Genomic DNA, 26,995 nt, shown 5'->3' on the forward strand with positions numbered 1-26,995 from the left:
GGCCTCCACAAGAAAGAGAGAGTTTTCATTGTGGGGCCAACGGCAGTCATTGCTTCAGATCAAGACTACATGCACTGCTTGAAGATGCCGATCATGTCCTGCAGACCGGTATCGGTCGGGTTGCCTTCGGTGCAGATATCATTGACCGAGAAGCGTGACAGCCCTTCGATATCTTTCTCGAGCAGACCGAGGTCGCTGAAGGTTTTGGTGATGCCGAGGTCGGCTTTCAGTTCGAGGCAAGCGTCGATGAACGCATGGCCGGCTTGCATGTCGGACATGCCGCCGGTGTCGATTCCGGCAGCTTGGGCCATCATCTTGAAGCGCTCCGGGCAAGCAGGCAGGTTGAAAGACATAACCGGACCAAGACCAATGGCGTTACACAGACCGTGCGGTGCGTCGTACATACCGCCCAGGGCGTGAGCCATACTGTGGATCAGGCCGAGACCGGCGCTGTTGAAGCTGTAGGCGGCGGCCATTTCGGCCCAGACCATCGCTTCGACGGCTTTGTCATTGTTACGGTTCATTGAGGATTGACGCAGGTTGCCGAAGATCAACGAAATTGCGCTGAGACCCGGACCATAAGCAGAGACCACACCCAGACGGGAGGTGATAGCTTCAACGCCGTGAGCCAGGGCATCCATACCGGTATAAGCGGCGAGGTCGCCAGGCATACACTGATGAATCAACGGATCGTTGACCGACTTGCTCGGGGTACAGTTGGGATCAAACAGTGCCATTTTGTACTTTTTGTCGGTGTGGTTGATGATCGAAAAACAGGAGACTTCCGAACCGGTACCCGAGGTGGTGTTGATCGCGAGCTGCGGGATGGTGTTGGCCTTGGTCGCTTTAAAGGCGCCCTCGAAGGTGCGGACATCCTGGCCGTCATGGCTGTGAACCAGTTTGATTGCCTTACATGCGTCGTGCGAGCTGCCGCCACCGAGGCTGATCAGGCCGTTAAATTTACCCGAAGCCAGAACCTTGGCACCAGCCATAACTTCATGGTCTTTAGGGTTCGGGGTCACGCCGGAGAATACTTCAGAGTTGACGCCAGCGGACTTCAACACACCCTGGATGGTCTCGACAATGCCGGTGCCACGCAGACCGGTGGTAACGATCAGCGCGTTGGTCATGCCAAGGGCCTTGGCATCATTGCCGACCATGGTATGTGCGCCCCAGCCAACGTTGACTGAAGGATAGGCGTGCATCATCTTGATGGGATACTCGAGTCTTTCATTCTTGAGGGTACGTTTAAGGTCTTTATTGTGGGACATGGATACTTCCTCCTGTTGGTTTGTACTCTTTCAGGACAATCAGGTCCGATCAGAGTACGCGTTAGATTGACGTGCGAGTTGGTCATGAGTTGCATATGAGCTGGGCAACAACGCAATAACCTCGTTCTACCTGATACTGCAAAAATCTCTGATTGAGCTGAACACTGTGTCACCAAGGCTCATCAACAACCTGCATGTCGATATAGCAAGCAGAGTGCCAAGCGAAAACATTGTTCTATATCAGTGATCTAGAGGGGTTTTTGAGCGAAACATGTAAAGAGCGCGGGGCGAGATGGGGAGGAAAGAAACACTTTTTGCCAACAACGACCGAGACCTCCCGCTTCCAGCACTAGGGAGAATATCCACACTGGGGAGTTTTACCTCGGAAATACAACCAATTCAGAGTGCAGGAAGGAAGGTTTAGCCTAAAATAAATCAAAAAAATCAGGATTTTTCTTTCCAGCTCATAACGGCCTGCCGTTGCTGGCAGCGATCATCTGTTGCCAGAAAGGCGCCAAAGCTTCCCCAGGCTCGCCCCATGCAACCTGCCGCACAGCTCTGTCTCAGACTACAGTTTTGACAGGCAGGGAGGGCCGTTGCGCGGCCCTGACTGAGCTGCTGGAGCCTGGACCAAAGAGGAGCTCCCTCTCTCAACGCTAGATCAAGCCCCTTTTCGAAAAGACCTAAGACCGAATACTCCTCGGCATGGCACATCAGACAGGGGTAGAGAACGCCAGTCGCAGTCAGGTAGGGATTTTTTATAAAGGTACAGCCCCTTTGTGAGGATTCACAATGGCTCCATTCCAGCGCCGCGACACGTCCGAGTCTGGCATAGAGTTGCTGAAACTCAGAATCCTCGGCGTATTTTTCAACCAGGGGGAGATACTGTTCGGGATCGGGTGGAGCAATGACCTCATCATCACGTGCCCGGCCACAGCGGACCAGGGTACCGCTGCTGAGTGAGCCAACCCCCAGACGGTCAGCCACGAGAAACAACTCGGGAAGTTCGTGCAGGTTATGACGCATTTCGGTAAAGAAGAGGGCGATGTTTTCTCCCAGGCCCTGAGCACACAGCAGTTCAATCCCCCGCATGGTCCGGGCGTAAGCCCCAGTGCCGCGGACCAGATCATGGGTCGTCGCATTCACACCATCGAGACTGATCTGAATCTGAAGATGTTTCAGGTCGAGGCGTTTCAGGGCGGTCACATCTTGAGCGCGGAACAGTATGCCATTGCTCTGGAGGATTAATCGGCTCAGACCAAGTTCTGCGGCATAGCCGAGCAGATCGAGCCAATCCGGATGCAGAAGAGGTTCTCCGCCGGTCAGGCGCAGGCCGCTGCCCCCAAGGCGCGAGAAATCACGCAACAGGGAACGCAGCACCACACCTGGAACTGGTGGCGGCTGAGATTCTCCGGCCTCAACCCAGCAATGTGCGCAGCTCAGGTTGCAGGCCGAGGTAATGGCCAGAGTCAGGGTTTCTGGAAGGGAGAGTCCTGCGTGCTTCAGTTGATCAACTGTTGTGCTCAGGTCCATAACTCACCAAGAATGGCTGATCGCTCATAGCCTGTAGAGATTTTGGCCCGTATCCGCTAAAAAACGTTCGAGACAAGGATTGAGTATGTAGAATATCTCTACAATGAGGATTTTTGCACCACTCCCTCTGCGTTAAAGAAGATCAAGCTTCGACCCTGCCATCACCTCTCCACCACGCAGAACTCTGGCGAAGATCCCCTCCTTCGGCATCACACAATCGCCAGCCTGGTGATAAATGGCACAGTGGCTATGACATTCCTTGCCGATCTGGGTCACTTCCAGCAGGGCATCGCCCAGGGTAAACTGGCTGCCGATCGGCAGAGCCACCAGGTTGACACCACGGGTAGTGATATTCTCGGCAAAAGCTCCAGAATCAAGTTCCAGACCGAGTCGGCGCATCTTGTCGATACTCTCCTCGGCCAGCAGACTCAACTGACGATGCCAGTCACCGGCGTGCGCATCGCCGACAATGCCGTGATTCTCCAGCAATTGAACGGATGGAACGGGGATTTTCTGTTCCCCTTTATTTTTACTGATATTGACCGCAACGACTTTCGCACTCATTTAAGTTCTCCCTCAGAAACCGCGCCGCTCTCAACCACAAAAGATCGGACCCTCTCATCCCCGACGATTACAGCATGAAGCCAGTTGGCAGAGTTGCACATAATTCAGAATTTCAGCATGTTTCAGTGTACCTTCAGCGCTTTCGGGCATGCCGTTGTCAATCTGCGGGATGAGCAAGTCCTGGCCGGCCGTCATCCTCGAAACCGTAGCGGTCGAGCTTGGTATAGAGAGTTTTGCGATCGATCTCAAGAACTCTGGCCGCATGACTCTTGTTCCCCTCAACGGACTCCAGCACCTTGCAGATATGCGCGCGCTCAACCTCCCAGAGGGGCGCAGTGGCGGGAAGAGAACTTTCTGTCCCCTTGCTTAACGGCGGCAATCGGGGTGGTGCAAAGGGGAGCAAGTCCGAAGTGATGAGGTTTTCGGTGGTCAGGATACAGGCACGGCGGATGGTGTTTTTCAGCTCGCGCACGTTGCCCGGCCAATGATAACTGGTCAGAGCCTTTAACGCCTCATCGGTAATTTCGAAGGGTGCGCCACTACGCTCTGGACTATCGCGCAGAAAGTGCATCGTCAGCGGCAGGATGTCCTCGGGTCGCTCGCGCAACGGTGGCAACAGGATCGGTAACAGATTGATGCGATGATAAAAGTCTTCACGAAATTCACCACGATCGACGCAGACCTGGAGAACCTTATTCGACGCGAAGACAAAACGGACGTCGACGCTGATATCGCGCCCCCCTCCCAGGCGGCGGAAGGTCCCCGTTTCGAGAATACGCAACAACTTGACCTGCACTTCGAGGGACATCTCCGAAACCTCATCCATAAACAGGGTACCATTATCGGCGAGTTCAAACAGCCCGGCACGCGCCTTACTCGCTCCGGTAAAAGCGCCCTGCATGTGTCCAAACAGTTCACTCTCGGCGGTGTTGGCGTCGAGGCGTCCGCAGTTGACGGTGACAAAGGACTTGTCCTTGCGTGGGCTGGTATCGTGAACAGCCCTGGCGATCAACTCTTTACCTGTGCCACTTTCACCGTAAATAAGAACGTGCTCATCGGTCGCGCCCCAGCGTTTGACCGTCTCCATAACCTTGCGCATCGACTCACTGCGACTGATCACCTGATGGTTTTCAAGCTTACTGATCTCGAGGCGCAGATTAATATTTTCGCGGCGTAGGCGGTTTTTTTCGTTCGCCTTGCCGATCACCATGTCAAGCTCATCGAGCTTGACCGGCTTGGTCAAATAGTCATATGCACCCAGCTTGATACACTTAACCGCCGTTTCAATATCACCCTGCCCGGTAAACATGATAATTTCTGGGATGCTGGAATGTTCTCTCATGCGCTCAAGAACTTCAACCCCGTTCATTTCAGGCATTTTGACATCGAGCAGAACGACGCTGAAGCACTCTTCGCAGTATTTATTCAGGCCTTCGCGACCATTGGCGGCCACCTGCACCAGATATCCGCTGCGTGCGAGTTCGGCCCCCAGCAGCTCACGCAGAGGGGTCTCATCTTCGACAATAAGGACCTTGGTTTTGTTTTCCATCATATGTCCTGACAGATCGGAAGCCGCACGATAAATTCTGTCCCCTGCCCGAAGTTGCTATGCACCTCTATCTCTCCTTTATGTTTTTCAATAATATCATAGGTGACGGCCAGTCCCAGCCCCTGCCCCTTGCCAACCACTTTGGTGGTAAAAAAGGGGTTCCAGATCTGATCCAGCACCTCCGGAGCAATACCAACCCCGGTGTCGATCACCCTGGCAACGACCTGACCCTCATCAACCCGGGTCAGGATTGTCACGACGCCTTTAACTTCGATAGCCTGAAGTGCATTCAAAATCAGATTCAGAAAGACCTGCTGCAATGCACTGGCATCTCCCTGAACCAGAGGCAGGGGAACGGACAGATCTTCGCGCAGCAAAATCTGATCATCCAACCCCTTGTGGCTCACGAGTTCCAGGACCTCCCCGATAATCTGGTTGAGATCGACCAGGCCGAACACGCCGTCTGACTTGCGGCTGAAGCTTAAGAGGCTTTCGATGATCCCTTTGCAGCGATAGACTTCGCGTACGATAACCTCAAGGTATTTGGGGAAATCAAGCAGGCGAAGATCACCTGCTAAAGTAGCGTCTTCTCGAAAACGTCGCTGCAACGCTTCGGCATAGCCGGCAACCGAGGTCATGGGGTTGTTTATCTCGTGAGCCACTCCCGCAGCCAATACGCCGATGCTCGACATCTTTTCGGCCTGCAGCAGCTGCAGCTCACGGGTACGCCGCTCGGTCACATTGCGGATAAAGACCAGGGCCCGGTTGCCGCTGACTGCATCCTGCAGCGGAGTCGGAATGGGAGTTGCGATCACATCATAAAATTGATTGCGCCCCCCACTTTGGTGCGTGGTCGAAAAGGAGAGCTGCGAACTTTCGCCCTGCAGTGCCTTCTCAACCGGGCAACTTGCTGGTGCCAGCTCCTGCTCCGGATGAAACAGGGCCTGGCAGCTCTTGCCCATCAACGTCTCCCTGGGAAAGAGTTTCGGACAGACATGATTGCGATGCTGGACCATCCCCTTGCGGTCATAGATGACGACGCCATCACTGATGGCATCAAAAACCGCCTGTAATTCAGTCTTCTTGACCCGCAGCCCCAGATTCGCGGCTTCTAGTTCCTGGATCTTCTGCTTCACTTCACCGTAAAAGCCGATTTTGGAACTCTCGATACCGAGCAGGGTGTCGAGAAATTGTTCATCAACGTGAGTCTGCCTAATCTCTTTCATCAGTATGATCGTTTCAAAATACCGAGCAGATCTTCCTGGTCTGTCTGCCTGGGTGAGGTGAGCAGACAGACATCATCAAGAGCGCGCGCAGCCAGGCCTGGGAGATCTTCTTCGCGAACACCCAGATTCCTGAGTCCGCGCGGTGCCTTGCCATCATCGAGCAGACGGTCTACCGTCTCCAGCGCCATCTCCTCGGCAAACCCCTCGTTTCCGACGGGGTTGTGCCCTAGAGCGGCTGCAAATCCCGAAAGCTTTTGCTTCACAACGGGAAAATCATAACGCAGGACTTCGGGCAACAGAACGGCATTTACATGGCCGTGATTGGAATCGTATAAACCACCGATGGGATGAGCCAGGGCATGACTGATCCCCAGCAGCGCATTTGAAAAGGCCATCCCGGCATGTAAACTGGCCCGCGACAGATCTTCAAGATCATCGTTGCGCCGCTCCCTGACTGCCCGGGAAAAACTTTTTGCCAGCAGACTCAGGGCCTGGGTCGCATTAACATCGGTCAAGCTCGAGGAAGCGACCGAAAAGTAGGCTTCGACAGCATGGGAGAGTGCGTCAACGGCGCTGCTGCTGAGATATTCATCGGACAGGGTTGCCAGGGTGTCAGGATCAGTCAGGCTGATATCGGGGGCGACGCAACGACTCATAATGGTGAGCTTACATTTTTCATAGCTGTCATTGATGACCGCAAATTGTGAGACATCAGAACCGGTACCACAGGTCGTCGGGCAGAGCACCAGCGGTGGTAAGGGACGATGGATCTGATCAACGCCCCGGTAATCCTGAATCCTGCCGCCATTGGAGCCGAGGATGGCAATCCCCTTGGCCGCGTCCATGGCGCTCCCGCCACCAAGACCGACGATAACGTCAGCCCCATGGGCCATATATTCATGAAACCCTGCCTCGATCTCATAGTCTTTCGGGTTTGATGTGATCTGGTCAAACAACACGAAATCCAAACCGGCATCCTGCAGGCTTTTCATTACCCGATCGACCCAGCCGGCCCGCACCAGGCCTTCATCACTGACCAGAAAAACTTTTTTTCCACCCAGCCGTTTGGCACAGGATCCGACCTGATTCAGCAGACCGCGTCCAAAAATAATTTCTGGAACCTCAAATTTACAATGCTGATTCAGGCTATATTTTCCCATTTATCTCTTCTTTCATCTCAGCAAGGCGTCATACCTGCCAAACAGATCATCTCATGCAAAATTGCAGAGCAAGCCGTGTACTAATATTCTTAGCAATTCCTGTACCTAAAAATAAACACTGTTCTGTTTATAATTCAATCTTACATCTTTTTCAGCGCAGATATCGGGAGATTCTCTACAGTGTTGATTCTCGCCCCAAGTGGTAAGAATCGCCATAGCAGCGTTCCCTCCAGATATCCAGCATTCCTTCTCAGCCTGCGTACAATAACAATGTAATAATGGTGGGTTAGGACCATTTTCATTCTCCCTGCAGACCCTTGATCTGGACCAGACACCCGATATCCACGCCTTGAATATCCCTCAATCTTAGCAGAGGTCCCCATCCTATTTCTCCACATAATCCTGATTCCTGGCCCCACAACAAAAGCGCGAAACCTGGAAGAACTTGCTAAATAACGGTGTTCTACCGCTTGGCACCCTGGTTGCAGTAGGGCTCACCGTCACCAGGAAAGGCTCAACATTTAGTCAATTTCAATCGAAAGGAGACGCTTGATGCCAAAATATATCATCGAACGAGAAATTCCCCAGGCGGGAAATCTGTCTGCGGAAGATCTGCAATCAATTTCCCAAAAATCCTGCGGTGTCCTCGGCAGCATGGGTCCACAAATCCAATGGGTCCAGAGCTATGTTACTGCGGACAAAATCTACTGTGTCTACATTGCGCCCAACGAAGAAGCGGTCAGAGAGCATGCCCGCCAGGGAGGATTCCCGGCCAACAGTATCGCGGCAATCAAGACGATTATTGACCCGACAACAGCTGAATAATACTTACTCCGCGGCTGCATCTTGCGCCGCGAGACGCAATGGAGACGAGAAATGACTTTAGCAATACTTGTAGCAATCAGTACGATGTGGCTCTCAGTTGGGCTGCTGTTCCTCGGCAAGGGTGAGGCCAAGGGGACCGGTGCGATCTGCGCCTTTGTTGGTCTGACGGTGGTCCTCGGTGCGTTCCTCCAGACGGCCGTGTTCAAAGATCCCTTTACCGGCGGACTGTTGTTTGCCCACGGTCTGCTTTACTGCGCGGTGGCCTACGCTCTGCTGGCAGGCCTTGAAGATCTGCGCTCGGTCGGAAATGCCAGCCTGGCGGCGGCGATCGTTTCGGCAATCTACATGGTTCTGTTCTATACAGGCGGCACCGCTGCTGACGGTACGGTTTTGATCGGCAAGAGCAATTACTTCGCCTTCGCCTGCGCCGGCTATACCGTACTGACCATCGAAGTCTGGCTCAACGCCTACGGCAAACTCAGTGCAACGCTCCTGGCCTGGTCATTAATCATCTGGGTCCCGATCGGACTCTTGGTCCCCGCGTTCATGTTAATGGCCAGCGGGACACTCCCCTTTTGATATTTAATTCTGTTGCCTGCTGTCAGGACGTATTCGCTCCTGACAGCTTTTTAAAGAAGGATAAATTTATGCGATTTCCACGACTGTTTAAAGCCTCGCTCACAGCTCTTATTGTGCTGGCGTTTTGCCTGCCGGCCTCTGCCGCGATCAACCTCTACGACACCGACGGAACGACCTTCAGCGTTGATGGCTATTTTAACGTCTTCTATGCCAACAGTAAGTCGAACAACGCAGATCTGACACAGTCTCGCGTTAAAATGGGTTTCCTGCCCAACACCATCGGCTTTAATTTTGGTAAGCAGACAGGTAACTTGAAACTGGGGGGACGGTCTTCCTTCTGGGTTACCATCAATGACAGTGATTCTTCCGCCGCTACCGCTACCGCTATTGATGTGCGTCAGTTTTACGCTACGGTAGACGGCCCATTCGGCCAGGTCCTGCTGGGAAAAGATTTCGGACTGTTCGGTCGCAGCAATATTTTTAAAGACGAAATCCTGCAAGGTTTCGGCAGAACCGGTGACCTGGCGGGTCCTAACACCACAGGCGTATCCCTCGGCAATATCAATTCAGGCTACCCCTATGCTGCCCCGACTGCTCAGATAACCTACCGCACCCCGGATATGAGAGGTTTCAAACTGGCGGTCGGAATTTTCGATCCGGCCAGAAACGGGGCTACCAGCGTTCAGGAAAAAGCCCCACGTTTTGAAGCCGAAGCCAACTTCGACAAAACCTTTGGCAAGGTCGCGGTCAGCGCCTGGGTTAATGGTGTGACCCAATCCAGTCAGTCCAATACCCCGGGTGTTGATAATTATGACGCAAACGGTATCGGCTATGGCCTCAATGGCAAAGTCGCCGGTTTCAGCCTTACGGCTTCAGGCTTCAGCGGTAAAGGAATTGGTGCCTTTGGCGCGAATCTGGCAAATGCTCTTCACGGTGCTGATAACCGCGACACCAAAGGATATCTGGTACAGGGCTCCTATACCATCGACAAAATTCGCGTAGCTGGTTCTTACGGTAAATCCACATACGATGCCATCGGGACAACGCCGAAATTTGAAGATAAAGCCTATATTGGCGCTGTGTTCTACAGCCTTAATTCCAACCTCACTCTCGAGGCTGAGTACAATGTGGAGAAATATACAGACACCGCTTTCGGCTCGGATGAGAAAATCAGTACCCTGGCCCTGGGTGCAATTGTCACCTTCTAAGCACCTGGGTTAGTTTTTCATAATTCAGGCTTTTACTACTTACAATTTCACTGCGGAGGCGGTTTCCTCCTTACAAGCTGATGATGCGGTCTCTCTCCCGTATGTCTGTTGCCTCCGCAGTGATTTTTTTATGCTGATCGACGGTGCTATCGATTCTGGCCTCAATGGACTCGATAGCACCGTCCTTTCATAAAAAAATAACCCTCATCTGGTATCCTTCGGGGTGGCTATCATTCCTCCCGGATTTTAAGTAAGGTTCATGCAGTAAGGTAATGTCCATCGAATGGTTGGAACCGTTGTGGGCACCGTCCAAATCATTGCATGTCAGAGTAGTTGATAAATGTATGGAGCTCCCCTATGAAAAAGCTGCCCGAGTTCGAGCAGAATACGCCTGCAATCCCCCCAGCCCTCAGAAACTACCCCAGTAAACTGTTTGTCGAAACCACCACGAGCTGCAATCTGGGCTGCTTTATGTGTGTCAAGCAAACCGGCGACTGCGGTATCATCGAAGGCGAGATGCCGCTGAAAACCTTTGCTGCTCTCGAAGCCGCCCTGCCCCGGGCTGAGGCGTTGATCCTTAACGGGGTTGGTGAACCCTTGCTTCATCCTCAACTCGAAACCTTTATCGCGCGAGCGAAGAAACTGATGCCCAGCGGCAGTTGGGTCGGTTTTCAGTCGAACGGCCTACTGCTCAATGACTTGCGTGCCCGTGCCCTGCTTGAAGCCGGCCTTGACCGCATCTGTATCTCAGTCGATGCTGTGACGCCTGAGATGTTGCGCAAGATGCGCGAGGGCGCGGAGATTACCGGGCTGGGGCGAGCCTTTGAGGCCCTGACAAAAGCCAAAGTCAGTGTCGGAAGGCCGGATTTTCAAATCGGTGTCGAGATTGTGATCATGCGCAGCAACCTCGCCGAACTCCCCGATACCCTCAAGTGGGCGGCCAGTCGCGGGGCGACCTTTGCGTTAGTCAGTCATGTCCTCCCCTATGCAGAAAAACACGCGGCCGAATCGGTCTATGAGTCCTGCTCGGGGCAGGCCATATCCCTGTTGTATAAGTGGCGTGAAAAAGCGGCCGCAGTCGGGGTAAATATCGATCAATATCCCAGGATCGTCTGGAATTACACCAAGAGCCCAGCCGAGCAAAAGGTCGTCGAATTTGTCGATAAGCTCAAGGCAGATGCCGAACAACAACAGGTTTTTCTTGATATGAAGAAGTTGTTTCTGGTGGATACCGCCTGGCTTAAAAAGGTCGATAAGATTTTCACCGAAGCTGCGCGGATCGCCAAAAAGGAAGGACTGGAGCTGAATCTTCCGGAAGTGGTGCTCAAGGAGAATCGACGCTGCGAATTTGTCGAAGACGGCAGCGCCTTCTTCTCCTGGCAGGGGGATGTTCACCCCTGCTATTTCCTGTGGCACAATTATCACTGCTTCGCCAGCGGCTGGGCGCAACAGGTCAGGTCCAGGGTCTTCGGCAATCTCAACGACCAACCGATTCTCGAGATCTGGAATTCACCCGAGTTCAAGACTTTTCGCGAAAACGTCACCCGCTACGACTACCCTTACTGCTCCGGCTGCGGACTGGCCCCCTGCGACTATGTGCAAACAGAAAAATTCGAACAGGACTGCCACATCAACAGCGAGCCCTGCGGCAGTTGTCTCTGGTGTATGGGGCTGTTTCAATGCCTGCGCTAACCCAGAACGTTGCAGGATTTTCCGACTCAAACACAAAAATAAAAACAGAAGAAAAAAAGGTTAGCGAAAAATCGCTAACCCTTTAATATTTATGGTGCGCCCGGCAGAATTCGAATCTGCGACCCCTGCCTTCGGAGGGCAGTGCTCTATCCAGCTGAGCTACGAGCGCGCAAGGCGTTACTATATACTGCAATTGTTGTATGATTGCAACTTCAAAACCTCGCAACCCGCCACAATAAAGGCTCTCCAGCATTTATGAAAAATATCCTTTTAAAAATTATTATTATTGCACTGACATTCAGTTTTATTTGGGGTGGAGAGCTTCCCGTCGAGGCGGCTCAAAAAAGCTACACCATTGAGAAGGTTGCGGATGGCGTATACGCTGCGCTGGCAATCGCCGGCGGTGCCGCAACATCCAACGGCTTTATCGTTGACCTCGGATATTACCTCGTCGTCGGAGGCGCCCACTTATCCAAGAAGGCGATTAACGACCTCACCGCAGCCGCCGCAGAGATTAGCCCCAAACCGATTGAATTCTTTGTTGTGGCGCACCACCACAAGGGCTTTTCTTTTGTCGACTTCGATTTTCCCCCGGGGAAAAACATCATCATGACCCTGCAGACACGCCAGGCTATCAAGCAAGAGGTGCGTCAGATAAACGGCCAAATCATCTACTTTCAGGAAGGGTTCACCATCGAAGGGACCGAACGCTCGGTCGTGTTGACCAATATTGGAGCAGCCCACAGTGAGGGAGACCTGATCGCGTATATCCCTCAAAGTAAAACCCTGTTCACCAGCGACCTGGTCTATGTTAACAGTGCTGGTTATTTAGGAGACGGTCCTCTGCGTGGATGGGTCATAGCGCTTGAAGGAATTTCAAATATCGACGCCGAGAAGGTCATCCCCGGGTTCGGGCCGGTGAGCACAATGAAAGAGGTCAGAGATTTCAAAATTTACCTCAAGGACTTCCTTACTGAGGTGCTGTCCCATATCGAAAAGGGCGAAAATCTTGCCACAACTATTCAAAACTTCTCTCTGCCTCAATACGAAGACCTGCCAGGATATGAGATTTTCAAATCTGGGAATATCAAGCGGGCCTATCAACAACTGTCCAAAAAAATGAATTGAGGCTTGAAATACCAATCGCAAGATTGGTGGAATTGTCTTCGATATGCAGTTGATGACTCAACCCAAGATTGCCAGGGTAAACCTGACGCAGCGCAACGAGGATACCCGCTTTGGTGACAAAGCTGTTGATATGGGCTTCCTTACTCAGGAGCAGCTCAAACAAGCCCTGACCCGCCAGAAGAATAGTCATATTTATCTGGAGGAAGCACTTGTCAAGACCGGTGAGAGTGAGAGCTAAAACCAAAGACCAAAGAAGAAAGCCCTACTGTAGTCCCTGCGTAATTACAAACCATTTCAAATTATCCAGAAGTCTGAACAAAAGCTCTTGCCCCAGTCATCCCCTAACGGGAATCGGGGCGCGCAAACCCGACAACATAAGATCTTCCTGCCCGTTTCAATACCCTCTTGAGCGATAAACAAAAAAGCGTGGCACATGCGGTCCTAAGACCGACACTCTGCCACGCTTTTTACTCATGATGAGTCGAATTATTCTTCTTCGTGATAACTCTTGCGGATGAGCATCGCGATGCAACCACCAACGATTAACAGGAGAACCACCAATCCACCAAACATTTTACGCTGCGAAAGATCATCCTCGATTCCATTCATCTGTGCACTAATTTTATCCAACCGGGTGGTAAACCCAGCAGTAGCTGCGTGAATTTTTTCGACGTTGACCGTGTGGAAGAGCCGCCGAAAATTGTTTCGAGTGGAAAAGATCTCGCCGCTGATTTGTTTTGTGTCAATGCCGACCCGATGCAGACCCTCCACCTGACCTTCGAGTTGCTGCAGTTTTGTTTCGGTTTGACTGATTGCGGCTTTGACTTTCGCCGCCCGTTCATAACTGTGGCAGCGCGTACAATTCTTTTCGTTGATCAGGTCAATGGATGCCTTTTGCACTGCATGGTTACTGTGGCAGACAACACATTGGGGACCACCCTTGGTTAAAGCCTTGCCATGGGCGCTACTGCTGTAATCTTTGAGAACACCCACGTGACAACGACCACAAAAGGCAGGAACATCCGCGTATTTAGGTGCGCCTAAAAACCCTTTTGCAGGATCCATTGCCGTAGCGAAATCAGTGGGGTCGCCGCCATGACAATCGTTACAAGAGATACCATTGGCTGCGTGCACACTGGTTTTCCATAATGCGACCGGAGCACTGAGCCGGCCTTCCTGACCACTATGGCACTGCAAACAAACCGTATCCTCAGCGAGTACCGGCGTACACAACACCAGCAGCATCAAAAAAGGCAAAAGTTTACGTATCATGAGAAGTGCCCCCAAATCGACAACCCGACAAACAGCAACGTGCCGAGAAGATAACAGGTAAGAAACAGCGGCCGCTTAAATGGTCGGCGTTCGGGACCGAAATCGATAAACGGCAACAGCGCAAGAAAAGTCATGGCAGCGCCCTGCACAGCCAGGCCAATCAACTTGCTGGGGAAAATCTTCAGGGTCTGATAGGCCCAGAGAAAATACCATTCAGGTTTGATATGTGCCGGAGTGTTAAAGGGATCGGCCGGGACAAGGGCATCAGGGGGGATAAACAACCAGGGGGCATAAAAACTGATCGCCACCAGAATCGCCAGGGCGAAGAAAACCATCCCGATGTCCTTGATGGTGTAGTTAGGATGAAAAGGTACGCCGTCAGGATGATGCTCATGTTCAAAGGCCGCACCAAAAACTCGTGGTTTGTATGCCTCGCCGAAAGGCGGCTGAGAGATCCCCGCCCGGCGAACACAAAAAAGGTGGAATCCGACCAGACCCATTAGCGCCAACGGCAGCACCATGACGTGTAAGGCAAAGAATCGTCCCAACGTCGGGCCGCCGACAGAAACACCACCACGCAGGAAAGCCACAAGGGAATCACCGATGAACGGAACGGCACCGGCCGCATCGGTAGCAACGGTAGTCGCCCAGAAAGAGAGCTGGCTCCAGGGGAGAAGATACCCGGTTAAACAAAAAATAAGGCCGAGATTCAGCAAGGTGAAACCCGAGACCCAGGTCAGTTCGCGAGGACGTTTATAACTGCCCATAAATAGGACAGACATCATGTGCAGGAGCAGAAAGATAATTATCAGATTCGAGCCGACCACATGCAGGTATCGGAACAGCCAGCCGAACGGCACCACATTCATTATTGCGGTCACACTGGCAAAAGCTTTTTCGGTATCAGGTACATAGTAAATAAGGAGCAGGATTCCGGTTAAAAACTGTAACCCAAAAAGCGCCATCAGCACGGCACCCATGGTGTACCAGATATTGACGTTGCGCGGCAGTTTGTATCCACCCATATTCTGATGGATCAGATCCTTGACGCCCAGTCGGTTATCCAACCAGTCAGCGGCCAATTTTGGCAGATTCATCAAGCCCTCCTATCCGACCACAAGGTCAGTATTTCCAATAGTAACGGTATATGACTTAAGCGGCTTTGGCGGCGGACCACCAAGAACCTTGCCTTCGGAAGAGAAGCGGCCACCATGACAGGGGCAAAGGAATTCACCCTTAGCATCGACCCACTTGATGATACATCCAAGATGGGTGCAGACGGCGGTCAGAGCGACAAATTCGCCTGGCTTCGGTTGCAGCAACACCGCAGGATGTCCCTGAAAAGCAAAAAACTTTGCCCCTCCGACCTTTACCTCAGCCTTGGCAACCGTAACTTTGGCCCCTTCGCCCGCTCCGGCTCGCGGCGCCAGAAAACGGAAAATTGGCCAGCTTAAAAAACCGGCCAGAACTACACCGACACCACCCAAGAGAATCCCTAAAAACGTCCGACGTTGTTGATTACTTTCAGAATTTCCATCCATGTGGAACCCTCCTGCTAGATGGGTTAGAAAAAAAACATTCCGGCAACAGATTTACAAGTAAACACTTTAGCAGTTCAAAAATTGTATTTATTTAATCAAGCGACCCGAAACAGAGACACGCAATTGGGGCATCGGCCCGAAGTCTGTTCCAATGACAATATATCCGTTCAGACGTTCTTCTCCGGCACCAAGTTTACCGCTGACGCGTAAAAACGTCTTCTCACCGGGAGGAAGTTCATGTTTTTCCAAAGTCGCAGTCAACTGAGGATTTGTAACCGCAGGAGTTTGAAGTGTAATTTTCTTCTCACTCTGGTTGCTGATGATGATTTGAGTGACTTCAGTTTGATCAACCGCGTGCCAAACCCAGGAGATGTGGTTCATCGAAATACCGAGCAGCTCCTTGACCGTCCCTTCAAGTTTAAAAAACACCTGAGGATGGGTGGCCGCGTTACTGGTCATGGTAATTGTTTTGCTGACATGACCCCGGAAACGGCCTGAATCAAAGGTCGCTTTGATCTCTCCCATATCCCCCGGCGCCACCCTTTTGGAAGAAAGCAGCGCCGCCGTACATCCACAAGAACTGCTCACGGAGGAGATTTCGAGCATCTCATCACCACTATTTTTGAAGCGGAAAGTATAACCGACTTTGTCTCCTTGTGCTACTTCACCGAAATTATAATTTAACACCTTGCTCGTAACATCAGGTGCTGCAAAGGCAGAAATAGGCAGAATCAACAGTAAACAGAGGAGAACGATCAACTTTTGCACAGGGTGAAATCCTTTCACACGAAAAAGTAGTCTAAAACAGAGTCAAAGTTTCGAAATCATAACACAATCCTCGCAAAGTGAACCAGCCCGAAAAAGGTCCCATTTCGTTGACATCACGGTCTTCTAGCTGTTATAGAAAGCGATCAATCACGCAACAAGGAGTCCCCTGTGCCAATCCCCCGCGAAAAATGGAAAATCCTCTATTCACGTGAACGCATCGCCGAGGAGATCCGTCGTCTCGGCAAGGAAATCAGTCGAGACTACTCCCAGAGAGATATCTTGCTGGTCGGTGTTCTCAAGGGGTCTTTTTTGTTCGTTGCAGATCTGATCCGGGAAATCAGCGTTCCGACCATGATTGACTTCGTGCGTCTGGCCAGCTACGGATCGGGAACCCAATCTTCAGGGATCATCGAATTCCGCAAGGAACTCGAAATGCCAATCAAGGGACGCGATGTTATCATCGTTGAAGACATCATCGACAGCGGTTACACTCTTGAAGCCCTGTACAACAAATTGCTGCTGCAGGACCCTCGTTCCCTGAAAATTTGTTCCCTGATCGACAAACGGATTCGACGGGAAGTTAATATCGAAGCCGATTATGTTGGAATGACGATGGACGATGGTTTCATTATCGGCTACGGTCTCGATTACAATGAACATTATCGCAACCTCCCCGATATTTATACCGTTGAAGGTTTTTAGCTTTTTTATACCCAAGCATCGCTACGGCTTAATGAAGTTATATTAAATAAAACAAACAGGAGAGCTACCCATGGTTATATCCTGCCCGGAATGTTCTACCCGCTTCAGGGTCGAGGAAAGTAAAATCCCGGAACGTGGGGCAAAGATCCGCTGTGCCCGCTGCAAACATATTTTCGCAGTCACTCCTCCGGCCCCGGCACCCGCCGCAATTGATGAAAACCCCTTGCAGCAAAGGGAAGAACCATCCGCATGGGAAGCCCCCACGTCACCCCGGGTCGATACACCTTCCGAAGATTCGCCACCGCCTGATAACTTGGCTTCTGTGACCGAACCAGTTCCGGCACAAGCAAATATTCCAGCCCCAGAACCCGCGACTGAAGAAAACGACTTCGGCTTCAACGATCTTGATTATTCTGGAATCGGCTCTGGCAGTAGTGACGAATTGGACCCATCCGCCCTTGAGAACGCCTCAAGCAACGAAGACGATGATGACTTCTCGTTTGGAGATGAATACGGTAACGTTACCCTGAGCGGGGAAGACAGTGATCCTGAAGAAGACGAACCGTTTTCCTTTGGAGACCCTGTTCCGCCATCAACAAATCCTGCAACTGACGTCGAACAAGAGCAATTCAGCTTTAATCCAGAGGGCAACAAGGCACCGCCAAGCCCGGATCCCCTCGCAGCCAGTTTTAATGAAGACGCCAGTCTCGACGATATAACTGCGCCCTCAATCGAAGAAGCAATTAACTTCGACTCGACAGAACCTCCGCTGCCTGCCAAAGCCAGTAAAACTACAAGTCGTGGACCGCTCTCTGCGGTTATTTTTATTATCCTGATGCTGATTCTTGCGATTTTGGTCGCTGGTGGCGTTCTGGTATGGAAGGATGGCCCAGAAGGCCTTGAAAAAGTCCTGTCAACCTTAATGGGACAAAGTTCTGTCGCGGAATCGATAGGTGATATCCATCTTATAAACCTGCAGGGCAGCTTTATAACAAACAAACAGGAAGGCGAGCTTTTCGTCATTCAGGGGGTTGCTGTGAATGACCTCGCCGAGGCGCGAGCGGCCATTCAGGTCAAAGGGGTTATCTTCGACAAATCAGGGAAACAATTGATGCAGAAAACCATTTTCTGTGGCAATCCGATCAGCGACAATGACCTGCGAAAGCTGTCCTACAGCAAAATGGAAGAGATCATGGGCAACCAGTTTGGGGAGTCTCTGGCCAATCTCAACGTCACGACCGGGCAGTCGATCCCCTTCACTATCGTCTTTCGCAAACTCCCGAAAACTCTCTCTGAGTTTGTGGTCGAAGTAGCCGGAAGTAAACCGGCAGCACAATAACCAACGCAGAAACCAATCCCAAAAAGGCCACACCGCGGAATCACGGTGTGGCCTTTTTTTTAACAAGACTACCTCCGGCTAAAAATCAGGCGGAGATAGCGTCAACCGGGCAAGAATCAACGCAAGCACCACAATCGGTGCAGGTCTCTGCATCGATCACGCGAACGTCGCCCTGCTCAGAAATTGCCTCGACCGGGCAAACCGGCTCGCAAGCACCACAGTTGATGCACTCATCAGAAATAGTATGGGCCATCGGTCTTACCTCCTCTAAAGGGTTTGTTTGACACTGGCGAATCGGTCACCAGCCTCTTATTGATTGGGGGTATACATTACTGCAAGTTTTTTTGGGTGTAAAGTAGCCAAATGGAATTTATTTTATGACCAAAAGTCCTTGCATCTGCGGCCCGTTCTGAGCTAGCCTGTTGAACATTTCGGCACGCAACTGTGCGAGATTCAAGGGATTCTTCCGTTTCACTAAAAAAAAATCAGGCAGTTTCAGTCACACTAAAACACGATTCTACATCTTTAGTCTTACCCTCTGTATTTCATACTGCGATCAAGGAGAACCAAAATGGATATTCTTGCCCTCAACTGCGGCAGCTCCTCAGTTAAATATCAGCTTTTCGACTGGACCCGTAAAGAAGTCATTGCCAAAGGAATGGTCGAGCGTGTCACTATCGGAGACTCTTATATCATTCACGAAGTTCCCGGTCGCGAAACCTATCGTGAAGAGTACGAGTGCCCTGACCACAGGGTCGCCGTTCAACTGATCGTCAAAACCCTCACCAGCACTGCCTATGGTGTCGTCAAGGATATGAATCAAATCTCGGCGGTCGGTCATCGCGTGGTCCACGGAGGGGAGAAATTCACCTGTTCGGTGACCATCGACGAGAACGTCCTCAACACCATAAAAGAGGTCCAGCACCTCGCACCCTTGCACAATCCGCCTAATATCTCAGGGATCGAAGCCGCCCAGACCGTGCTTCCCGACGTGCCACATATTGCCATCTTTGATACCGCTTTCCATCAAACCATGCCTGAGGCTGCCTACACCTACCCGGTGCCTTACGAGTGGTACGAGAAACACGGCGTCCGTCGCTACGGTTTTCACGGCACCAGCCACCTCTATGTTTCAAAACGCGCCGCAGTGCTGTTAGGCAAAAGCCCCAAAGATTGCAACATCATCACCATGCACATCGGCAACGGGGTCTCGCACTGCGCGATTAAAAACGGTATCTCTGTGGACACCTCCATGGGATTAACGCCGCTTGAAGGTGCGGTCATGGGAACTCGCTGCGGTGATATCGACCCCGCCTTGCCGATGTTTATCCAAGGAGTTGAAGGCCTGTCGGCCAAAGAGGTCGATTCAGTTCTCAATAAAAAGTCCGGAATTCTCGGAATTACCGGCCAGTACACAGACCGTCGTGACGTAATTGACGCCGCAGAAAAAGGCGACAAGCGCTGCCAACTGGCGATCGACATCGAGGGCTATCGTTTAAAGAAATATATTGGGGCTTATATGGCGGGGCTTGGCGCCCTGGATGCGGTGGTCTTTACCGCAGGGGTCGGCGAGATGGGCTGGCTGATACGAGAAAAAGCGCTGGAGAACCTGTCGCACATGGGGATCGTGCTCGATAAAGCGAAGAATCGCAGCACTATGACACGCAAGCGGGAGACGATGATCTCAACCCCCGATTCTCCAGTCAAGGTCTTCGTCATCCCAACCGACGAGGAATTGGTCTTCACCGAAGACGTGGCCGCGATCCTGGAAGAGACCTACACCGATCACATGAACTTCAAATACTCCTTCGCCGAGAGCAGCTTTCAACGCTCCTGAGAATGAACAAATGACATGAAAACCAAAGGCCGGCGGGAATCCCGTCGGCCTTTAATTATTGCCACACCTCTAATAATGCGTCTCTTCGTAATCAGGGACCAGATTGTACCAGTCCGGATCGCGCGCCCCTTGTACCAGACAATGTTCAGCCTGGCCGATGATCCGCTCTCGATCCTTCGGGTAGCTCCCCTCTAAATGGAGAATGTTTGAGACATGATTGGAGCGCAGAATAGTTTTTTGGGGGGAGAGAGCGCGCACAACCGTCAGGGCTTCCTGTAACACTTCACCGTTACTGAGTTGATCAATCAATGCAAAATGGGCGTCATTGTGACGGCGAAACATGGTCAGCAGTGAAAAATACTCGGGTGACAGTTGAGTTACCCAGTCGGCCGTCGCCAGAGCATGCTCACGGGTACGCGTCCTGCCGGCCAGACCGAGGATTGCGGTGACCGACAGCTTCAGCTGCGCATCTTTGGCTTTTTGGCAGAGCTGCAGCATCCGTTGGGCATTAAAGCCCTTCTTGATCAGCAACAGGGTCGCATCGTCACCGGATTCAAGCCCGAAATAGAGGATGCGCAGCTTTTTGTCGCGCAGGAGCCTTAACTCTTCGACCGACTTGGTGGTCAAACTGTTCGGCGAAGCATAAGCGGCGACCCGGGTCAAATTGGGGAAATTTACCGCCAGTAGATCGAGAATTTCGCCAAGCCCGGCCTGGGGATAAACCAGTGCATCACCATCACCCAGAAACACCCGTTGCACCATAGCCCGACGGGCCAGGGGAATCATCTGCATCTCGGCCTGAATCTCCGCCACCGGTCGCAAGCTGAACTGCTTCATTTTATACATGCCGCAAAAGGTGCAATCATTCTGGCTGCACCCGAGAGTGATTTGAAAAATCAGGCTGCGCCCTTCTGAAGGCGGACGAAAAAGCGGCTGATTGTAATCAAAATAATACATGCGGACACCCTGACGGTCAGTTCAAATTAAAGTTCAAGCGCTGCTCAATCACCATCTAAAAGACGACCAAATCCACCCAGGACCGAGCCTTCCCCTTTACTTGAGCCACCTGCTCTCGGCGCATTAGCGAGAATCCGATCGGCCAGACGGCTGAATGGCAAACTCTGAATCCAGACCTTGCCATGACCGCTCAAGGTCGCAAGAAACAGCCCTTCGCCAGCAAATAACATGCTTTTAAGATTCCCGGCACGCTCAATGTTGTAATCGACGCTCGGCTCAAAAGCGACCAGGCAGCCGGTGTCGACGCGCAAGGTTTCCCCCTGGAGTTGTCTTTCAACGATGGTCCCGCTGGCGTGGACGAACACCAGACCGTCACCCTGCATCCGCTGCAGGATAAATCCTTCACCACCAAAGAAGCCGGTCCCCAGGCGACGCTGAAACGCAATATCCAGTTTGGTGCCATAGGCCGCACACAGAAAGGAATCTTTCTGGCAGAGCACCTCTCCGCCAAGCTTGTTAAGATCCAGCGGGATGATCTTGCCGGTGTAGGGTGCAGCAAAGGCGACGTGCCGTTTGGTGCTCCCCCGGTTGGTAAAGTGGGTCAAGAAAATCGATTCTCCGGCCAGCACACGCTTCCCCGCGCTGAACAGCTTGCCCATCAACCCCTGGTCGGCCTGCGAGCCATCCCCCATCCGCGCCTCGAACTGAATATCCTGCTCCATGTAGTTCATCGCCCCGGCCTCGGCGATGACCGTCTCACTCGGGTCGAGCTCGATCTGAACCATCTGCATATCGTCACCGACAATCGTGTAATCAACTTCGTGACAGCGCATTATTCTTCTCCTGTAGGTCAGTTTAAAATCTGCATTCTAGCATATCTCTCTTTGCATGAGCTCCAGAACAAAAAAGTGAGAACCCGAAGGCGACCCTTGCGACCCGGTGAATACAACATAATAAAGGGCGCTCTTATTTCCCTATAAGGACGAGATAATGAAATAGGTAGGAACAAACCTGATCCCTGACAGGACAGCATCGAGGATAGCTTCCAACTTTTTAATTGTGCCCCATATTCCCACCTTAAGCACTGGACATCTCAGGCGCCCGCAAAAGACTGGCCTTGGCCGTAGAACAAGCGGTCAATAGCGGCAATTCAATACGCGTTACCAAGGCTTTTAACCTCCTGCTTTGGTAGTAACGGATGGGCAGTAAACTATTTGAACCAAATCTCTCCCCGTCAACACTTCTCTTAGCCCAATCCTCCACCACCACAGTTCTATTAATAACTCACTCAGCCCTATCTGCGCATTTCCTGCTTGACCATGCCGCAAGTGAGGAGTTAGGATTCGCTCTTTCTGTCGCACACTGATTATCCGCACTGTAACAATAGCCAGGGAGAGCCGAAGGATGGATTTTGATATTGAGAAAAGCGTCGGATTCCTTTTGGCGAAGGCGCACCAGAATCTCTTCGCCCAATTTCGTGATCTGCTCGCACCACACGGGATCACCCCACCGCAGTTCGCACTCCTCGGATTCCTGTGGAAACAGGACGGCCTCTCCCAGGTCGAGCTGTCCGAGAAGACCGAAATTGACCGAACGACCTTAAGCGGCCTGATTGACCGCTTGGAGAAACAGGGACTGGTCACCCGCCAGCCCCACCCCGGAGACCGGCGAGCCTTCCTGGTGGCGTTAACCTCAGCCGGCCGCGCTATTGAATCACTGCTGGTACCGCTCGCCATGCAGATTCGCCAACAGCTCAAAGACGGGCTGTCCCCGGAAGAATATGAACAACTCTGTTTCCTGCTGAACCGCCTGCGAGGTGTCCGTCATGACTAGAAAACTGCTCTGTCTGTTGCTGCTGCTGGGTTGTTTCGCGACGCTTGCAGCGGCCGAACCTCTAACCCTTGAAGATTGCCTGCAGCGGGTACGTGAACAGAACCCTGACCTGTTAGCTGCCGCCAGCGGACCACGTCTCGCCGCGACTGCAGCCGAAGGCGCCCGAAGTGCCTACCGTCCGCAGGTTCAGCTTTCGGCCGGCTACACCGAGCAGCAGGCTCCGCAACAGGTGGTAATCGGCGGAAACAGTGCCCAGACCCAGGATCAGGGGTACGCTCATCTCAGCCTGGGTGTCGATCAGCTGGTCTATGACTTCGGCCGGACTTCAGGCGGCATCGCCGCCGCCGCCGCAACCAGCCGCGCAGCTGCTCACGCCTACGCATCAACCGAGCAGGACCTGTTACTGCAGACCCTGACCGCCTATTACCGAGTGCTGAATGCAGCCTCACTTCTTAAGACAGCCAAGGAAGAAGTCAACCAGACAGAGGCTCACCTGCACACCGCCCAGGCGCTCTTTGATCAGGGGGTGGTCACGCGTAACGACCTGCTGCAGGCCGAGGTCCGGCTGGCCTCGAGTCGCCAGCAGGTCCTGGCGCGCGCCGGAAGCGAAGAGAACGCCTGGCTCACGCTCAACTATCTGACCGCCCGCCCCCCCGAAGCCCGCGGCGAACTGAGCGCCGGCCCGCTGCCGAGTCTCGAACCTGAGACTGAACCGACGGCGACCCGCCCCGATCTCCTCGCCCAGAGTGAACGGATCGAGAGCGCACAAGAGGCGCTGCGTCAGGCCAAAGGAGATTACCGCCCCGAACTCTTCGCCCATCTTGGCGCGGATTACGTCGAAAACAGTTACGTTCAGGAACAGACCATCTACTCAACCACCGTCGGGCTGCGCATGACTCTCTATAATGGCGGATTACGCAACGCCAAGCTGCGCCAGGCCGAAGAGAATGTGCACCGCGAACAACAACGCCTGACCAACCTGCAACAGCGTGCACGACTCGAGACCCAATCGGCCCGCAACGATGCGCGAGTCGCAGCGCAGCAGATCGCCGTGGCACAGAGTGCGATCCGCCAGGCTGAAGAGAACCTGCGTATCAACCAGAATCGTTACAAGGAACAGATCGGGACCGCGACCGACGTACTGGATGCCCAGACCCTGCTGACCCAGGCCAAAACCGATCTGGTCCGGACCCAATTCGATTATCAGGTAGCCGTGGCGCGCGTGCGTCACGCCGCCGGACAACTTTGAAGGAATTACCCCAATGAGCGAAACAGACAACCAGACCCCGGCACTAACCAAGCAGGTCGACAACAACGAAAACGCAGCAAAAGGGAACGGCAGGCGTCGAATCGGCCTGGTGCTGGCGGTTCTGATCCTGAGCGGGGTCTTGACCGCGTCCTGGCTTTGGTACAAGAGCAAGGTCGAACTTACGACCGATGACGCCTTCATCGAGAGCCATATCCATCTGATTTCGGCGCGGGTTTCCGGCCAGGTCGCAACCATCGCCGTCGCCGACAATCAAAAGGTTGCCGCCGGGGATCTGCTGGTGGTACTCGACCCGGCCAGGTATCAGGCCCAGGTAGCGAAAGCTGAAGCGCTGCTGGCCCAGGCCCGCAATACCACTGGTGAGAACCAGGCGATCATCGGCGCCCAGGAAGCCGCGGTGAACCAGGCCCGCGCCCGCTTGTCACAGGCAAAAACCGACCTGCAACGCGGCACAGCCCTCTTCGCCCACGAGGTCATTCCACAGGAGCGGCTCGATCAGCTCAAGACCGCACAACGGGTCGCACAGGCCACCCTGGAGCAGGCACGGCAAGAGCTGCACGCGGCCAAAGCCAAGCTCGGCGACGCCGGTGTGGGTGGCGAACAGGCCAAGATTGCCGAACGCACCGCCGAGCTCGAGCTGGCCAAACTGAACCTCGCGTACACCCGAATATTCGCCCCGGTGGCCGGCTATGTGACGCGTAAATCGGTGCAGGTCGGCAACAATATACAGACGGGGCAACCACTGCTTGCCCTGGTTGCTCTGGATAACCCCTGGATCATCGCCAATTACAAGGAGAGCCAACTCACCCATCTTGAGCCGGGACAGCGGGTAGATTTTCGGGTCGATTCCTATCCGGGACAGATCTTCAGTGGCCGGGTCGACAGCATTATGGCCGGGACCGGAGCGGCCTTCTCGCTCCTGCCGCCGGAGAACGCCAGCGGCAACTACGTCAAGGTGGTCCAGCGCGTGCCGGTTAAGATCAGCATCGATCCCTCCAGCGACCCGCAGCATCAGTTACGCATCGGCATGAGCGTCCAACCGACCATTTATACCGGCCGCAGCCTGGGCGATATCCTCGCCACGCTCGACCCATTTAACTGAAACCTCGTCGTGCGCCGGAATTTCTTATGAGCCAACCCAAAGCCATTAACAAGTGGCTGATCACCATCACCGTAATGCTGCCGACGATCATGGAGATCGTCGACACCTCGGTCGCCAACGTCGCGCTGCCGCATATGCAGGGGAGTCTGAACGCCGGGACCGACGAGATCACCTGGGTGCTGACCTCATATCTGGTCGCCAACGCCGTAGTTCTGCCGATGACCGGATGGTTGTCACGCATGTTCGGACGCAAGCGTTTTCTCATCACCTGCATCGTGCTCTTCACCATCGCCTCGTTTTTATGCGGCGCGGCGCCGAACCTTGGTTTTCTGATCTTCTTCCGCATCCTGCAGGGCGCGGCCGGCGGCGCGCTGATCCCCAACAGTCAGGCGATCCTGATGGAGACCTTCCCGCCCAAGGAACAGGGGATGGCGATGGCGATCTTCGGCATCGGCGCCATGTTCGGCCCGATTATCGGACCGGCCCTGGGTGGTTACGTCACCGATCAGCTCAACTGGCGCTGGATCTTCTATATCAACTTCCCCATCGGGATCATCGCGGTGATCATGGCCGCCAGCTTTCTGGTCGATCCCGAATACCTGCGCAACAAACAAAAGATCAGCATCGACTACTGGGGTCTGGCGCTGTTGGTCCTCGCTTTCGGCACTCTGCAGATCGTGCTCGACAAGGGACATCAGGAGGACTGGTTTGCCTCCGGTTTTATCACGGCCTTCTCCCTGATCTCGTTCTTCTCACTGATCGCGTTGATTCTCGTCGAACTGCGTCATCCCCACCCTATCGTCAATTTAAGGCTGTTTAAATACGTCTCTTACTCGGCGGGAAACTTTCTGATGTTCATCTTCGGTTTCTGCCTTTACAGCGCGATCATGCTGATCCCGCTCTTTCTGCAGACCCTGATGGGCTACAACGCAACCAGCGCCGGTATGGTCCTCGCTCCCGGCGGGGTCGTGACCCTCATCACCATGCCGTTTGTCGGCGCCGCCCTGTCGCGCGGCGTACAGGGGCGTTATATCGTCTTCTGCGGGCTGTCCATCGGTGCGACGGCGATGTTCATCATGCAGGGCTTCACCCTTGAAGCCTCTTACTTCGATTTCGTCTGGCCACGCATGGTCCTCGGCCTGGGGCTGGGAATGATCTTCGTGCCGCTGACCACCACCACGCTGTCGGTCATCCCCAAACCGGAGATGGGGAACGCCACCGGCATGTACAACCTGCTGCGCAACATCGGCGGCAGCGTCGGCATTGCGGTCTCGGCAACCCTGCTGCAGCGCTTCAACCAATTCTACCAGAACCAGCTTGTCGCCCACGTTAACCCGCTGAACCCGCAGTTCCAGCAGAAACTCGCGACTCTGACCCAGGCCGCCATCGGTCGCGGGGTGCCCCCGAGTGAAGCCGAACACACCGCTCTGGCGATGATCTACCAGCTGGTTCAACGGCAGGCGGGGATGCTCGCCTACAACCACGTCTTCTGGATTTTGGGAGTCGCCTTTCTCACGGTCATCCCCTGCCTGCTCCTGTTGCGCAAGGGAGAAGGTGAGGCGCCGGCAGGGCTGCATTAGGCCTAAACCGAAATCAAAAAGAAAACAACCTTGCGTTACCTTATCCTGAACGTTAATATGCC

The 26,995-nt window shown here is 53.2% G+C and carries 26 protein-coding genes, 1 tRNA gene and 1 pseudogene; 14 read left to right on the forward strand and 14 right to left on the reverse strand.

Features of this window, described 5'->3' with window-relative positions; all coding sequences use genetic code 11:
- Window positions 1-65: 65 nt before the first annotated feature.
- From D888_RS0111790 to D888_RS0111815, 6 genes are all read right to left on the reverse strand, one after another.
- Window positions 66-1,271, reverse strand: coding sequence for an iron-containing alcohol dehydrogenase family protein (locus D888_RS0111790; RefSeq protein WP_020676763.1), 1,206 nt, complete (start codon window positions 1,269-1,271; stop codon window positions 66-68).
- Window positions 1,272-1,715: 444 nt separating this feature from the next.
- Entirely contained in the window at window positions 1,716-2,804 is a 1,089-nt protein-coding gene (locus tag D888_RS0111795) for a radical SAM/SPASM domain-containing protein (protein ID WP_020676764.1), read from the reverse strand.
- 132 nt (window positions 2,805-2,936) lie between these two features.
- Window positions 2,937-3,368: an MOSC domain-containing protein gene (locus tag D888_RS0111800; protein WP_020676765.1), complete on the reverse strand. Its 432-nt coding sequence runs from the start codon at window positions 3,366-3,368 to the stop codon at window positions 2,937-2,939.
- 157 nt (window positions 3,369-3,525) lie between these two features.
- The gene (locus D888_RS0111805) at window positions 3,526-4,920 is read right to left on the reverse strand and encodes a sigma-54-dependent transcriptional regulator (RefSeq protein WP_156827001.1); all 1,395 of its coding nucleotides are present in this window, start codon (window positions 4,918-4,920) and stop codon (window positions 3,526-3,528) included.
- Window positions 4,917-6,143 carry a two-component system sensor histidine kinase NtrB gene (locus D888_RS0111810; RefSeq protein WP_020676767.1) on the reverse strand — a complete coding sequence of 409 codons (1,227 nt, stop codon included), beginning with the start codon at window positions 6,141-6,143 and terminating at the stop codon, window positions 4,917-4,919. The genes D888_RS0111805 and D888_RS0111810 overlap by 4 nt, the downstream gene beginning before the upstream one ends.
- Window positions 6,143-7,303 (reverse strand): iron-containing alcohol dehydrogenase, encoded by a 1,161-nt coding sequence (locus D888_RS0111815; protein ID WP_020676768.1) that lies wholly within the window; start codon window positions 7,301-7,303, stop codon window positions 6,143-6,145. The genes D888_RS0111810 and D888_RS0111815 overlap by 1 nt, the downstream gene beginning before the upstream one ends.
- 552 nt (window positions 7,304-7,855) lie before the next feature.
- Here D888_RS0111815 and D888_RS0111825 point away from each other — a divergent pair.
- The 4 genes from D888_RS0111825 to D888_RS0111840 all read left to right on the forward strand — a co-directional run bounded on the left by D888_RS0111825 (window position 7,856) and on the right by D888_RS0111840 (window position 11,607).
- A complete protein-coding gene (locus D888_RS0111825; RefSeq protein WP_020676770.1) occupies window positions 7,856-8,128 on the forward strand; it encodes a DUF4242 domain-containing protein in 273 nt (90 codons plus the stop codon).
- A 51-nt stretch (window positions 8,129-8,179) separates the two neighbouring features.
- Window positions 8,180-8,707 carry a hypothetical protein gene (locus tag D888_RS0111830; protein ID WP_020676771.1) on the forward strand — a complete coding sequence of 176 codons (528 nt, stop codon included), beginning with the start codon at window positions 8,180-8,182 and terminating at the stop codon, window positions 8,705-8,707.
- A gap of 68 nt (window positions 8,708-8,775) precedes the next feature.
- Window positions 8,776-9,915: a porin gene (locus D888_RS0111835; protein ID WP_020676772.1), complete on the forward strand. Its 1,140-nt coding sequence runs from the start codon at window positions 8,776-8,778 to the stop codon at window positions 9,913-9,915.
- A gap of 357 nt (window positions 9,916-10,272) precedes the next feature.
- Complete coding sequence (locus D888_RS0111840) at window positions 10,273-11,607, forward strand: radical SAM/SPASM family putative metalloenzyme maturase (protein ID WP_020676773.1); 1,335 nt, start codon at window positions 10,273-10,275, stop codon at window positions 11,605-11,607.
- Between the two features lie 92 nt (window positions 11,608-11,699).
- Here D888_RS0111840 and D888_RS0111845 read toward each other — a convergent pair.
- A tRNA-Arg gene (locus tag D888_RS0111845) sits at window positions 11,700-11,776 on the reverse strand.
- An 86-nt stretch (window positions 11,777-11,862) separates the two neighbouring features.
- On the opposite strand from D888_RS0111845, the gene D888_RS0111850 reads away from it, so the two are divergent.
- Both D888_RS0111850 and D888_RS0111855 read left to right on the forward strand, forming a co-directional pair.
- Window positions 11,863-12,735, forward strand: a complete 873-nt coding sequence (locus D888_RS0111850; protein ID WP_020676774.1) for an MBL fold metallo-hydrolase — start codon at window positions 11,863-11,865, stop codon at window positions 12,733-12,735.
- A 43-nt stretch (window positions 12,736-12,778) separates the two neighbouring features.
- The gene (locus D888_RS0111855; protein ID WP_020676775.1) at window positions 12,779-12,973 is read left to right on the forward strand and encodes a hypothetical protein; all 195 of its coding nucleotides are present in this window, start codon (window positions 12,779-12,781) and stop codon (window positions 12,971-12,973) included.
- Window positions 12,974-13,221: 248 nt separating this feature from the next.
- On the opposite strand, the gene D888_RS0111860 is transcribed toward D888_RS0111855, so the two are convergent.
- The 4 genes from D888_RS0111860 to D888_RS23170 form a co-directional block, all read right to left on the reverse strand.
- A complete protein-coding gene (locus D888_RS0111860) occupies window positions 13,222-14,007 on the reverse strand; it encodes a cytochrome c3 family protein (protein WP_020676776.1) in 786 nt (261 codons plus the stop codon).
- Window positions 14,004-15,104, reverse strand: a complete 1,101-nt coding sequence (locus D888_RS0111865; protein WP_020676777.1) for a cytochrome b — start codon at window positions 15,102-15,104, stop codon at window positions 14,004-14,006. Before D888_RS0111865 ends, D888_RS0111860 begins: the two co-directional genes overlap by 4 nt.
- 9 nt (window positions 15,105-15,113) lie before the next feature.
- A complete protein-coding gene (locus D888_RS0111870) occupies window positions 15,114-15,548 on the reverse strand; it encodes a QcrA and Rieske domain-containing protein (protein ID WP_020676778.1) in 435 nt (144 codons plus the stop codon).
- Window positions 15,549-15,635: 87 nt separating this feature from the next.
- Entirely contained in the window at window positions 15,636-16,316 is a 681-nt protein-coding gene (locus D888_RS23170) for a DUF1573 domain-containing protein (RefSeq protein ID WP_020676779.1), read from the reverse strand.
- 168 nt (window positions 16,317-16,484) lie between these two features.
- Here D888_RS23170 and hpt point away from each other — a divergent pair, with 168 nt between their 5' ends.
- From hpt to D888_RS0111885, 3 genes and pseudogenes are all read left to right on the forward strand, one after another.
- Entirely contained in the window at window positions 16,485-17,018 is a 534-nt protein-coding gene (gene hpt / locus D888_RS0111880; protein ID WP_020676780.1) for a hypoxanthine phosphoribosyltransferase, read from the forward strand.
- Between the two features lie 70 nt (window positions 17,019-17,088).
- A pseudogene (locus tag D888_RS24990) lies at window positions 17,089-17,187 on the forward strand (zinc-ribbon domain-containing protein); the annotation flags it as partial.
- Window positions 17,188-17,241: 54 nt separating this feature from the next.
- Window positions 17,242-18,357 carry a DUF3426 domain-containing protein gene (locus tag D888_RS0111885; RefSeq protein WP_245555012.1) on the forward strand — a complete coding sequence of 372 codons (1,116 nt, stop codon included), beginning with the start codon at window positions 17,242-17,244 and terminating at the stop codon, window positions 18,355-18,357.
- Window positions 18,358-18,442: 85 nt separating this feature from the next.
- Here D888_RS0111885 and D888_RS0111890 read toward each other — a convergent pair whose 3' ends face one another.
- Entirely contained in the window at window positions 18,443-18,610 is a 168-nt protein-coding gene (locus D888_RS0111890) for a DUF362 domain-containing protein (RefSeq protein ID WP_020676782.1), read from the reverse strand.
- Between the two features lie 318 nt (window positions 18,611-18,928).
- Between D888_RS0111890 and D888_RS0111895 the strand changes: the two genes are divergently transcribed.
- The gene (locus D888_RS0111895) at window positions 18,929-20,194 is read left to right on the forward strand and encodes an acetate kinase (protein WP_020676783.1); all 1,266 of its coding nucleotides are present in this window, start codon (window positions 18,929-18,931) and stop codon (window positions 20,192-20,194) included.
- A gap of 69 nt (window positions 20,195-20,263) precedes the next feature.
- On the opposite strand, the gene D888_RS0111900 is transcribed toward D888_RS0111895, so the two are convergent.
- On the reverse strand, window positions 20,264-21,151 hold the full coding sequence (locus D888_RS0111900; protein WP_020676784.1) for a radical SAM protein: 888 nt from the start codon (window positions 21,149-21,151) through the stop codon (window positions 20,264-20,266).
- Between the two features lie 44 nt (window positions 21,152-21,195).
- A complete protein-coding gene (locus tag D888_RS0111905; protein WP_020676785.1) occupies window positions 21,196-21,984 on the reverse strand; it encodes a TIGR00266 family protein in 789 nt (262 codons plus the stop codon).
- Window positions 21,985-22,555: 571 nt separating this feature from the next.
- Here D888_RS0111905 and D888_RS0111910 point away from each other — a divergent pair.
- The 4 genes from D888_RS0111910 to D888_RS0111925 are packed head-to-tail and all read left to right on the forward strand — an operon-like array spanning window position 22,556 to window position 26,933.
- Window positions 22,556-22,984: a MarR family winged helix-turn-helix transcriptional regulator gene (locus D888_RS0111910; RefSeq protein WP_020676786.1), complete on the forward strand. Its 429-nt coding sequence runs from the start codon at window positions 22,556-22,558 to the stop codon at window positions 22,982-22,984.
- Window positions 22,977-24,233, forward strand: a complete 1,257-nt coding sequence (locus D888_RS0111915) for a TolC family protein (RefSeq protein WP_020676787.1) — start codon at window positions 22,977-22,979, stop codon at window positions 24,231-24,233. The genes D888_RS0111910 and D888_RS0111915 overlap by 8 nt, the downstream gene beginning before the upstream one ends.
- A 13-nt stretch (window positions 24,234-24,246) precedes the next feature.
- Window positions 24,247-25,353 carry an HlyD family secretion protein gene (locus D888_RS0111920; RefSeq protein ID WP_020676788.1) on the forward strand — a complete coding sequence of 369 codons (1,107 nt, stop codon included), beginning with the start codon at window positions 24,247-24,249 and terminating at the stop codon, window positions 25,351-25,353.
- 26 nt (window positions 25,354-25,379) lie between these two features.
- On the forward strand, window positions 25,380-26,933 hold the full coding sequence (locus D888_RS0111925; RefSeq protein ID WP_020676789.1) for a DHA2 family efflux MFS transporter permease subunit: 1,554 nt from the start codon (window positions 25,380-25,382) through the stop codon (window positions 26,931-26,933).
- The last annotated feature ends 62 nt before the right edge of the window (window positions 26,934-26,995 follow it).

The sequence above is a fragment of the Geopsychrobacter electrodiphilus DSM 16401 genome (assembly GCF_000384395.1).
GTDB lineage: Bacteria > Desulfobacterota > Desulfuromonadia > Desulfuromonadales > Geopsychrobacteraceae > Geopsychrobacter > Geopsychrobacter electrodiphilus.